This window comes from Campylobacter curvus, from assembly GCF_013372125.1.
GTDB lineage: Bacteria > Campylobacterota > Campylobacteria > Campylobacterales > Campylobacteraceae > Campylobacter_A > Campylobacter_A curvus.
Genome location: NZ_CP053826.1, coordinates 1,963,549 through 1,974,918, shown reverse-complemented (window position 1 = coordinate 1,974,918; position 11,370 = coordinate 1,963,549). Strand labels below are relative to the sequence as shown.

Below are 11,370 nucleotides of genomic sequence, written 5' to 3'. Positions count from 1 at the left end.
ATTTTACCCTTAAAATTTTGATATTTACGTGATTACTGATTTTATCTTAAATTTAATAAATTGTTTGTTAAACTAGTTGCAAATCAACTTTTTCACGCCGTGAAAAAAACGTGAAAAACTTTTTAAAAGGTAGTGATGAAAATTTTAGGGATCGATCCTGGAAGTAGGAACTGCGGATACGCGATAATCGAAAAAAACGTTAGAAAAACGGCGCTCATTGAGGCCGGACTGATAAAAATCAAACCAAATACTCTGCAATACCAGATCACCGAGCTTTGCGAGGGACTTGACGTGATCTTTAAAAATCACAAATTTGACGAGGTAGCGATCGAGGATATATTTTTTGCTTACAACCCTAAAACCGTGCTTAAGCTCGCGCAGTTTCGCGGTGCTTTGAGCCTTAAAATTTTGCAGCTTCACGGCGATTTTGCCGAATATACACCGCTTCAAGTAAAAAAAGCTGTCACTGGCAAGGCGAAAGCTCAAAAAGAGCAGGTCGCCTTTATGGTGAAGAAAATTTTAGGCATCACAAAAGAGATAAAACCGCTTGACATCACCGATGCTATCGCTATTGCACTCACTCACGCGAATAATCTGCTATTAAAGTAAAAGATTAAATTTGATGCTAAAAATGTATATTTCAAGCCCGAAAATGATGTGCTAACCATTACCTTTGCTGATAGTATGGACGCAGACCCTACGAATTATCTGATACTTCAAAATTATCTTTTTAACGAGTCTGACTGCTGCGTTATTAAAGGCTAGGGGTTAAATTTAACCCCTATTCATCGATAATCTCGATACTATTTTGATCCAAAATTTTCCTAGCCTTAGTGCCGATTTTTATACCTGTGGTCGAGATCGTTTTTAGATTTTTAAACTGCGCTAGCTCGCTCGCGTCGATACTTTTGATGTCAAACATCCCGTCCTCGCCGTCCCAGTCGGGTGCGATTTACAGGTAAATTTCATTGCCGCCGTCAAGATTGATGTGCTCGAGTTCGTCCGCAAATTCCGCAGCGATCTCGTATTCGCCGAACCACTTTTTCACGGCAGGTATCGCTCCAAGGTGTCATACGGGTCCTTGTCGCGCTCAGCGCAATATTCAAAAACGTCAAATTTTGGCTTTAAAATTTCTCTTTCATACATCAGCTCGTTCATTACGGTGAGCTTGAGATTCAGGTTTTTAAATGTGAGCTTTGGCTCATCTGCAAGCACGATCTTATACTTGTCACTTGGCTTTGAGCGAGGCTTTTTGGGCTTGTAGTAAAAGCAAATCTCGCTGATCGGCACGGGTGCGCTTCGCACCAGCTGAGCGATCTCGCCAGTTTCGCTTTTTGCCAGGCGCTCGGCAAAGCTAAATTTTTCGATCCGCTCTCTCACGTCGTCCGCTAATGTCAGCGAAATTTGATACTCGCCGATTCGCGCATTAAGATAGATATAGGCGTCTCGCAGCTGCTTTTCCTTGATCGCATCAAGCGGCACTTTGCCGCCAAAGGTGATCTCGTCCGTAAAAAGCCCGCGCGGAAAGAGCCTTTTGCTCGTGTTTTTTTGGCGCTGGGTGAGTAAATTTATATCTTTTATCCTGCCTTCTGGCGTCGTAAAGCACCAGATACCAAGCTCGTCGTAGAGAGCTAAGGCGTTTGGTTCAAATCCACCCTTTTTCGCCACTTCGTAATCAGGTGGCACGATGCGCGGGCTAGCGTTTAAAATTTTACTTAGATCATCGATCATAGCGTCATTTGCGAGTAAAATTTTATTTATAAAAATGCCCTTTTTATTCACGTCGATTTTGATGTTTTGCGTTTTGCTTTCCCTATGTACTTTTAAAAGATAAATTTATGATTTCTTAAAATAATTTTTAGATAGTTATATTCTTTATCTAAACTATACATATTAGCTATCATATTCTACGAGGGTATCAAATATATTCAAAATATTATCTGGTTGTAGTGCCCATCTGTAAGATGGATGTATTTCCCAATCAAAGCCAAAATCTGTATGTGTATTTGCCAAAAACCTATTTTCTTCGAAATACTTTCTTATTATTTTTCCATCAGATTCTTTTTTTCTAGCGGTTAAAAAGTTAATTTTATACATAAATATGCAAAGATCTTTTTCTGTTGCTTCTTTTCCATTAGCAAAAATAAATTTAGGCATATTGTTAATTATATTTTTAACTTTTTTATTTAAATTTGCATCTGTAAACTGATATGCTTCACCCGAATTCTTTTCATATTTTGTAGGTTTCATATTTAGAAGCAATCTTTCAATAGTAGGTAATTCAGATTTAAATTCATTAATGGTATCTTGAAGTCTACCTTGTGAATATAGTTCAAATATTTTGTTTAATTCCTCTGTCCCAATTTTATTGTGGTTATTTCTTTTCGCTTCTTTTGCAGATAGCCAACAAAGTTTAATAAGATCACGCGGTCGTTTTCTTATTAAAGACATAAGTAATTTGTATATTGGTATATTGGACCACTTTCCGTGTCCGTGAAATCTATCTTCAAATACATAGCTAAGTATATTATTGGAAATTTCAGTTTGTTCTAATTTTAATAACTCTCTTTCTTCAACATTACCACCAAAATACGTAACAATTCTTTTAGCAAGTAATGCCAAGATACCATGATTATCCCAGGTAACCCACACTACATTACTCTCAACTTTATCAGTAGACTCATCATTTGTTCTATATAAATAATAAACATCTGTACGAAGGCTTATTTTAAAATTTATAGATCTATTGGTATTGGAAATATCTCTAATAGCATTTAGCATAGCTGAAATTCTTTTTATATCATCCCTTTTACCTTCCCAACCACGATCTAAATCATCTATAAAAATAATTATTTTTTTATCACTTAAAAAATGTTGAGTAATTGCATTTTTTTCTTGACTAATATTAATTTTTAAATTTTTTAAACAATCCACCAAAGTGTCTATTATGCTAGATTTTAAATTTTTTATTGGTTCCCCAAAAGTACTAATTTTATCAATGGCTTTATTTATGATGATTTTTGTGAGCTCATCTTTCCATATTTTTACTAATTTATTATGACCATCATCTTTTGATTCGTTTATACCTTCAATATCATCTGGTGTTAGCATTATAGTTAGTATATTATCTTTTTCAAATTCTTGTCGCATCACTTGAAAAATAGCTGATTTTCCAATTCCTTTATGTCCAACAGCTATACGAAGTGGTAAATTCGCTTTTATTTCTTCGTATATATCTGCCTTAAAGTAATATTCTATCAATCTTTCTGGCTTTTCATCCTCTGCAGCTTCACTTCCGAATAATGCCGCTATTTCTTCATCATTAAATTTTAATTCCTTTTTTTTCATATTGTACATTTTTTACTCCTTTATTTTATATCTATACATTTTTTAAAGATAAATTTATGCTCCTGCGGTAGTGTCTCGTAGATCTTGTGCGAGAGCTCTTGGATCTCCCAAAGTGCGGACTTTGACGAGCGCAAAGAGAGGAAATTTTGCAGACTGCGTGCGTTCGCGCTCCACGTGAGCTCGGTTTTGTAGCACTCGGGCAGGCAGTATTTGACGATGTCAAGGCTCGTCGTGGTCGTGGCTAAAATTTCGCGCAGGTTTTCAAGTGCTTTAATGCTTGCATTATCGACCAGTTCATTGCCAGTTAGCACGATGTAGCCGCTAGCGCGCTCGAAGCCGCCTAGCTCGAATTTCGCCTCTTTTTTAAGCTCTTTTAGCGTGTAGCGCGTAGATTTGACGCTAAGGCTGGCGATGCGGTGGCGCGCGAGCTCTTGCAACAAGGCGCGCGAGATGCCTTGGATGTAGAAGTTATAATAGAGATGCTCGAGCGTGGAGGCGTGCTTGAATTTATTGCCGACGCGCGAGATGAGCTCAATGTCCTTTTCGCCGCCGTTATCGCCTCGCTCGAAGCTTTGCCAACACGTGCGAATCGCATGCGAGCAGATGTTTAGCGGTGTGAAATTTAGAAGGGTGACTTGCATTTTTACTCTTTTTGTGTGAAATTTTAGCCCTAAATTTAGCTAAAATTTGATAAAAAGCTTTTAAATTTATTAGGATGAAAAATATCCGCGTCAAATGTGTCGGCTTAGAGTGCGCGCCTTGGTGTTTTGCAGGGCTGCACTCTAAATTTAGCCGATCTTAAAGCCCAAATCTATCAAAAAACATCTCTACATTTTGCGCTTTTTGATGATCAAATATCAAATTTTTTCCCGTATCGAGCGCTTCGATCTGCGTCATTTCCGCTACGCTTAGCTCGAAGTCAAAAATTTCAAAATTTTCCTTCATGCGCTCAGGGCTGCTTGACTTTGGTATGACCGTGACGCCATTTTGCACTAGAAATCTCAAAGCCACCTGCGATGCACTCTTGCCGTGCTCTTTGCCGATCGCCGTTAAAACCGGGTGTGTGAAAATCTCATTCTTACCCTGTGCTAGCGGCGCCCACGCAGTAAGGGCTACACCATGTTTTTGCATTATCTCGCGCATCTCTTTTCGCTGTGAAAATACGTGGGTTTCTAGCTGATCAACCATCGGTTTGACTTCACCAAAGTGGCAGATGTCGGCTAGACGGTCGCCGTAGAAGTTGCTCACGCCGATGGCTCTGGTTTTACCAGCTTTATAAGCCTCAATGATCGCGCGGTAAGTGCCGTAGTAGTCGCCAAATGGCTGATGCACGAGTAGCAAATCGACGTATGGCGTTTGCAGCTTTTTTAGGCTCTCGTCGATTGACGCACACGCTTTTTCATAACCCGCGTTTGCGACCCAAACTTTGGTCGTGATAAAGAGCTCCTCGCGCGCCACGCCGCATTTAGCGACCGCCGCACCAACGCCCTCTTCGTTATAATACGCTTGCGCCGTGTCGATTGGCGGTATCCGACATCGATCGCTTCAAGCACTAGCCGCTCGCACTGCGCGTTATCTATCAAAATACGCCGTAGCCGATCTGAAGCATCTTTACGCCATTTGAGAGAGTGACGAAATCCATTTTTGTTCCTTTATCTCATTAGAATTTGGCTCTGTTTTAAAAAGTATTGGCTCTGTTGCAATATCTCATTGATTTTCAACTTTCAAGGCGAAGTAAAGTGTCGCCGCTCATCCTATCAATAAAATTTCTTTAAATTTGCTAAATTCGAACCTAAATTTAAAAGCATCATATCGCAGATCACGAGCCTTATCATCGCTGTGGCTACGACGCTGCCACGCACTCCGATACAAGGATCATGCCTGCCGCGTAGCTCAAATTCCACGCACTCGCCCTTTAAATTTTGCGTTTTTTGGGCTTTAAAAATCGATGGAGTGGGCTTGAAATGGCTCTTTAATACGATGCGTTCGCCTGTGCTGATACCTCCTAGGATGCCTCCGGCGTGATTGCCCAAAAAGCCTTGTTCGCTCATCTCATCGTTATTTTGCGAGCCAAAGAGGCGACTTGCATTTACGCCTTCGCCGATCTCGACGGCTTTCACGCCGTTTATCCCCATCAAAGCCGCCGCCAAAACAGCATCAAGCTTGTAATATAATCCCTCGCCAAGTCCCGTTGGCGCGCCGTCGACGACGCTTAAAACCGACGCTCCCACGCTATCGTGCTGCTCGCGGACTTTCATGATGAGGCTTTTCATCGCATCTTCGTTTCCAAGCGAGTAAATTTCAGATTTTGATGCCAGATCGAAGTCAGGCTCGCCCGCTACGACGTCTGCGACGCTTAAAACTCCGCTTTTTACGCTCACGCCAAACTCGTTTAAAAGCATCTGTGCAAATGCTCCGCCAGCGACCCTGACGGCGGTCTCTCTGGCGCTCGCTCTGCCTCCGCCTCTGTGGTCTCTTATGCCAAATTTCTTAAAATAGGTAAAATCAGCATGCCCGGGGCGGAAGATCTCGCGTAAATTTTCATAATCGTTTGATTTTTGATTTTGATTAAAAATCACAAAAGCTATCGGAGCGCCGCTACTAACGCCCTCGAATACACCGCTTAAGATCTCAGCTCTGTCCGCCTCGTCTCTGGCGGTGGCAAATTTATTTCGTCCGGGACGGCGGCGATCAAGCTCGCTTTGTAAAAGCTGGGCATCGATCTTCACACCCGCTGGAAAGCCGTCTATCACGCCTCCGATCGCTGCACCGTGGCTCTCGCCGAAGGTAGTCAAGGTTAGTTTACGTCCAAATGTATTCAAAATTTACCTTTAAATTCTACTTTTTCATCTTCTCAAGTGCGATCTTAGCCGCCATTTGCTGTGCCTCTTTTTTGGAATTTGCGATGGCGCGCGAAATTTCTTTATCGTTTAGTAAAAGCGCGATCTCAAATTCCTTCTTATGATCGGGTCCAAATGAGTGCACGAGCTCGTACGTCGGCGTCGTGCCCAGGCTTGCTTGCGTGATCTCTTGAAGTGCAGTCTTATAGTCTTTCACAAGGTGGCTAAAATCGATCTTAGGATAACAAATCTCAAGTAGCCTCACCGCTATATCGCGTACTTTATCAAGCCCGGCCTCAAGATAAACAGCCCCCATCACCGCCTCGAAAGCATCGCTTAAAAGGCTCGCCTTTTCGCGTCCGCCGTTGTTCGCCTCGGCCGTGGAGAGGTGGATAAATTCTCCGATTTGTAAGTGCCTAGCCATATTTGCAAAGCTTTTTTCATTTACAAGTGCGGCTCTTAGCTTGCTCATATCGCCCTCGTTAGTCTTGCTGAATTTTTTAAAAAGATACTCGCCGACGATGAGATCCATGACCGCATCGCCTAGGAATTCGAGCCGTTCGTTGCTGTATGGCAGCTTCGTGCTTTTGTGCGTGAGGGCTTCGTTTAGCAGCTTCGTGTTTTCAAACTCATATCCCAAAAGCTTTTGTAAATTTTCTAAATCTTTCATATATCGGCCTCATTTTGAAATTTCGTCGCTTTTTCGCGCGCCATCGTATCGCACTCCTCGTTTTGCGGGTGTCCGTTATGAGCTTTTATCCAGTTAGCTGTGACCTTGTGCGGACGACTGACGCGTAGATACTCTTGCCAAAGCTCGATGTTTTTGACGGGCTTTTTGTCCGAGCCTATGAAATTTTTTTTGATCCAGCCCTCTAGCCACGAATTTACCGCATTTGCGACGTATGAGCTATCGGTAAATAGCCTCACCTCGCAGGGCTCTTTGAGTGCTTTTAGCCCTTCGATGACGGCGGTGAGCTCCATTTGATTGTTCGTCGTCATGGCCGTACCGCCGCTATCTTTTTTCACGGCGCCGTTAAATTCTAGGATATACGCCCAGCCGCCGGCTCCGGGGTTATTCAGGCATGAGCCGTCGCTAAAAAGTGTTACCGTTTTCATCGTCTGCTTGCGTGATATGAGGCAAAATTTTGACACTTCCTAGCTCGTGGCACATCGGACAGCGGTAAAAGTGCATAGGAAAGGAGTTTTTACAGCTTTTACAAACGTAGTTGAAGCTTAGTGTCGCACCTTTGTAGCCAGCGTCGTTCAGATGTTTTATGACATTTAGCTCAAAGCCCTTTATATCGCACTTCTCATCGATCAAGCCCTTCGCGTAAAACAGCGCCCTATACTCGTCGTCGCTTAAATTTACGGGCTTGGTTTGCAGATAGATGAGGTCTATGACTTCGTCTAAAGGCGGGAAATTTTTAAATTCGCTTAAATTTAGCCCGTTTTTTATGAGGATCTGCATCACCATGCGTTTTAAAAGCGCAAAGTCGCTACTTAAAGCTAAAATTTTATCGCTCTTTTGCTTCGTGTCCAAATTCTTATCGTCAAGGATCGCTATGGCCTTTATATAGGCCTTTTGAGCGCGAACGCTCACGCCCAGCTCTTCTAGGGAATTTAGCGCATAAAGCGCCTCGTCATAGTTTTTTAGCTTCTCGTCTATCATCGTTAAAAAGCGAAGAGCGACCGCATTTCGCGGCGAGAGCTTCAGCGCCTCTAAAAATATATCGTCCGCACGCTTCAAAAAGCCGGCCTTAAAATAAACCTCGCCAAGCTCGTTTAGGATGAATTCTTTCTCGTTTTTGTCCTTGACCTTTGAAAGCGCGATGAGATAGACGCTGATCGCCTTTTCAAAGTCGCCGTTTTTAGCAAAGGTCATACCAAGCACGCTCAGACTTTGGCTATCGACCTCGGGGCTTAGCAAAATTTGCTTATGTTGCTCGCTGATAGCGCTTTGACTGTCAAATTTTTTGATAAATTTCTCGATCTTTTTTTTCTCGTCTTTGCTGGAAAATATGCCCCACGCATAGCTAAGTGCGGCTATCATCAAAACGATGCTAAAAAGCACGATGAGGCTAAATATCGGGTCTCTATGCTCTATAAAAAATATATCCACGTTGCTGCTTTAAGTTTAAAATTTACTTGCATTATAGCAAAGCCATAGTATAATTTCGCTTATGATAGAGCCAAAATCCATACAAAAGCTTAAAGATCAAATCGACATCGTAGACATCATCTCACACTACATCTCTGTGCGTAAAATGGGTGCGAATTTCAAATGCATCTGCCCGTTTCACGACGACAGGAACCCTAGTATGAGCATCAGCCAAAGCAAGCAGATCTTCCACTGCTTCGCGTGCAAGGCCGGAGGCGACGCGATAAAATTCGTGATGGATTATGAAAAGCTAAACTATGTAGAAGCTATCGAAAAGATCGCTCAAATTTCAAATTTCAGCCTCGAATACACCAGCGAGCGAAATTTCGCCCCCAAAGAGAACAAGCATATCCTTGAAAACGTGAATGCATTTTATAGAAGCGCCTTTTACAAAAACGACGAGGCGGTGCGCTACATCTACTCGCGGGGCATAAACGACGCGATGATAGAGCGCTTCGAGCTTGGCTGGGCGGGCGATAGCGCGCAGACTATAAGGCTACTGGAAAACGAAAAGATCGAGCCGTCCGAGGCGCTGGAGGTCGGCATCGTAAAGCAAAACGAACGCGGAATTTACGCGAGCTTCATCAGTCGCATAACCTTTCCTATCTATAATCACACGGGAAGGCTCGTGGGATTTGGCGGACGCACGATCTCGAACAATCCCGCAAAATATGTAAATTCTCCCCAAAGTGCGGTCTTTGACAAGTCAAAGTTGCTTTACGGCTATCATTTGGCGAAACAAAAAATTTTCGAGAAAAAGCAGATCATCATCACCGAGGGCTATCTTGATGTCATAATGTTGCATTTTGCGGGCTTTACAAACGCCGTAGCGGTGCTTGGCACGGCTCTAACCGAAAAACACCTGCCACTTTTAAAAAGAGATGATATAAACGTCGTGCTTTGCTTTGACGGCGACGCAGCGGGCATAAATGCGGCGATAAAGTCCTCTCATCTTTTAAGCCTGAACGAAATAGACGGTAGCGTCGTCATCATCGCAGGTGGAGCCGATCCTGCCGACATGGTCTTTGCAGGGCGGATAAAGGAGCTTGAGGAGCTTTTTGCTTCAGGTGTGGAGCTTGGAGAATTTTATATCCGTCAAATAGCCAAAAACTACGATCTAACGCGCCCCGTTCAAAAGCAAAAGTGCCTTGAAGAGATCGAGGCCTACACGAAAAATCTAAAAAATATCGTCGCTTCCAGCTATGCTCCGTTAGTCGCCAGCTTGCTTGGCATAGATATGAGTTCGTTCTCTTTAGGCGGCGTAAGGGCGCAAAACACACAGCCAAATAGCCAAAATTTCATAAATAGGCCTATCGCTCGCGCTCAAAAAGACATCCTTGAAATTTCGATCTTAAAGAGCATGCTTTTTAATGAAAATTTCGCTGCGATCGTGCTAGATACGATAGATGAGAAGTATTTTTTACATCATAAAGAGGGCTTTAGAGCGATCTTGTCTAACAGCGGCGAGAGCGATGAAATTTTACTGCGCGAGATCGAGCTTGACGAGAGTGCGATGGTAATTGGCGATGAGAAAAAGCTACTGTCGGCCATAGCAAATCTAAAGATAAAATTTTATGAAAATTTACAGCTTCACATCCGCTCTAGTAGCGACTCCGACAAGATAGAAAAGCTGCAAAAGATAGCCGCCATAATCAATAATCTAAAATTTCAGATCCGCAACTCATAGATAAATTTCGGGCTTTTTACTACAAAATTACCAAATAGTGCTAAAATTACAAAAGTAATAAAATAATTTAAATTTATTTTTATTTTAGGAGTGCGCATGATAAATCGCAAGAGGCTTCAAGGCGAATTTGAAGCCATTTCTAAATTTGGCGCCTTAAAGGGCGGAGGACTGACGAGGCTTGCCTTCACAAAGGAGGACAAGCAGGCAAGAGAGTATCTGATATCGCTCGTCAAAGAGGCCGGTTTTAGCCTAAAAGAGGACGCGGTGGGCAACATTTACGCGAAATTTGACGACGTGAGCGAGCTGAATTTACCCGCCGTGAGCGTGGGCTCGCACGTAGATAGCGTGCCGTTTGGCGGCTTTTATGACGGCACGCTAGGTGTCATGACCGGACTTGAAGCCATGCGAGCGATCAAAGAAAGCGGTGTGAAGCTAAAGCACCCTCTTGAGCTCATCGTGTTTTGCTGCGAGGAGTCCAGTCGCTTTAAGATGGCGACCATAGGTAGTAAAATAGTAAGCGGCAAACTGCCTCTTTCAAGGCTGCACGAGCTAAAGGACGAGAGCGGCGTCTCGCTTTATGATGCGATGAGGGATTTTGGCTTAAGGCCACAAAATTTAGCCGATGCCTTGCTACCAAAGGGCACTTTTCACAGCTATCTCGAGCTTCACATCGAGCAAGGTCCGGTGCTAGAGAGGCAAAACATCCCCGTAGGCATAGTCACTGGTATCGCAGCGCCTATACGTTATGAGATTTTAGTGCGGGGCAGAGCCGATCATAGCGGCGCTACGCCTATGAATATGCGAAACGATGCGCTCGTGGCGGCCAGTCACATCATCATCGCCGCGCAAAATTTCGCCCGAGCTAAAAAGACTGCCGTAGCGACGATCGGCTACGCTCAGACAAAGCCCGGCGTTTTAAACGTCGTGCCGGGCGAAGTGAGGCTTGGCGTGGATATAAGAGACATCGATAAAAGCGATCTTGAGGCGCTTGATAAAGAGCTTAGAGCTTTCGTGCAAGATCTTTCGCGAGAGCTGAATTTTAGCTACGAGATAAAAGAGCTCATCAAAGATACGCCGGTAAGACTTAGCGACGAGGTCATAAATTTGCTCGAAAACGAGGCGAAAAGCCTAGGCATAAAGACGCTGAGGCTTCCAAGCGGAGCCGGGCATGACGCGATGAATATGCCGGGCATCGCAAAGCTTGTGGGCATGCTCTTCATCCCGTGCAAGGACGGCATCAGCCATAACATAAATGAGAGCATAAATTTCGATGATGCGTTCAAAGCGACTGAAATTTTAGCCGCTGCAATGATAAAACTATCACAAAACTAAGGAGC

The 11,370-nt window shown here is 43.4% G+C and carries 11 protein-coding genes and 1 pseudogene; 3 read left to right on the top strand and 9 right to left on the bottom strand.

Features of this window, described 5'->3' with window-relative positions; genetic code table 11:
* Positions 1 to 135: 135 nt before the first annotated feature.
* Positions 136 to 609, top strand: coding sequence for a crossover junction endodeoxyribonuclease RuvC (gene ruvC / locus CCVT_RS09780; RefSeq protein ID WP_018137238.1), 474 nt, complete (start codon positions 136 to 138; stop codon positions 607 to 609).
* A gap of 172 nt (positions 610 to 781) precedes the next feature.
* On the opposite strand, the pseudogene CCVT_RS10160 reads toward ruvC, so the two are convergent.
* The 9 genes and pseudogenes from CCVT_RS10160 to CCVT_RS09740 form a co-directional block, all read right to left on the bottom strand.
* Positions 782 to 1,048: pseudogene (locus tag CCVT_RS10160) on the bottom strand (DUF6892 domain-containing protein).
* On the bottom strand, positions 1,045 to 1,782 hold the full coding sequence (locus CCVT_RS09775; protein WP_018137235.1) for a DUF7738 domain-containing protein: 738 nt from the start codon (positions 1,780 to 1,782) through the stop codon (positions 1,045 to 1,047). Before CCVT_RS09775 ends, CCVT_RS10160 begins: the two are co-directional and overlap by 4 nt.
* A 111-nt stretch (positions 1,783 to 1,893) precedes the next feature.
* Positions 1,894 to 3,357 carry a P-loop ATPase, Sll1717 family gene (locus tag CCVT_RS09770; RefSeq protein ID WP_018137234.1) on the bottom strand — a complete coding sequence of 488 codons (1,464 nt, stop codon included), beginning with the start codon at positions 3,355 to 3,357 and terminating at the stop codon, positions 1,894 to 1,896.
* 11 nt (positions 3,358 to 3,368) lie between these two features.
* Positions 3,369 to 3,989 (bottom strand): FAD-dependent thymidylate synthase, encoded by a 621-nt coding sequence (thyX, locus tag CCVT_RS09765; protein ID WP_018137233.1) that lies wholly within the window; start codon positions 3,987 to 3,989, stop codon positions 3,369 to 3,371.
* A 157-nt stretch (positions 3,990 to 4,146) separates the two neighbouring features.
* Positions 4,147 to 4,869: an aldo/keto reductase gene (locus tag CCVT_RS09760; protein ID WP_227898184.1), complete on the bottom strand. Its 723-nt coding sequence runs from the start codon at positions 4,867 to 4,869 to the stop codon at positions 4,147 to 4,149.
* A 236-nt stretch (positions 4,870 to 5,105) separates the two neighbouring features.
* On the bottom strand, positions 5,106 to 6,170 hold the full coding sequence (gene aroC / locus CCVT_RS09755) for a chorismate synthase (RefSeq protein WP_018137231.1): 1,065 nt from the start codon (positions 6,168 to 6,170) through the stop codon (positions 5,106 to 5,108).
* A gap of 16 nt (positions 6,171 to 6,186) precedes the next feature.
* The gene (gene rnc / locus CCVT_RS09750; RefSeq protein ID WP_018137230.1) at positions 6,187 to 6,858 is read right to left on the bottom strand and encodes a ribonuclease III; all 672 of its coding nucleotides are present in this window, start codon (positions 6,856 to 6,858) and stop codon (positions 6,187 to 6,189) included.
* Complete coding sequence (gene rnhA / locus CCVT_RS09745) at positions 6,855 to 7,304, bottom strand: ribonuclease HI (RefSeq protein ID WP_018137229.1); 450 nt, start codon at positions 7,302 to 7,304, stop codon at positions 6,855 to 6,857. Before rnhA ends, rnc begins: the two co-directional genes overlap by 4 nt.
* Entirely contained in the window at positions 7,282 to 8,307 is a 1,026-nt protein-coding gene (locus tag CCVT_RS09740) for a tetratricopeptide repeat protein (protein ID WP_018137228.1), read from the bottom strand. The genes rnhA and CCVT_RS09740 overlap by 23 nt, the downstream gene beginning before the upstream one ends.
* Before the next feature lie 61 nt (positions 8,308 to 8,368).
* Here CCVT_RS09740 and dnaG point away from each other — a divergent pair, with 61 nt between their 5' ends.
* Positions 8,369 to 10,033 (top strand): DNA primase, encoded by a 1,665-nt coding sequence (gene dnaG / locus CCVT_RS09735; RefSeq protein WP_018137227.1) that lies wholly within the window; start codon positions 8,369 to 8,371, stop codon positions 10,031 to 10,033.
* Positions 10,034 to 10,129: 96 nt separating this feature from the next.
* Positions 10,130 to 11,365 (top strand): M20 family metallo-hydrolase, encoded by a 1,236-nt coding sequence (locus tag CCVT_RS09730; protein WP_018137226.1) that lies wholly within the window; start codon positions 10,130 to 10,132, stop codon positions 11,363 to 11,365.
* Positions 11,366 to 11,370 lie beyond the last annotated feature (5 nt).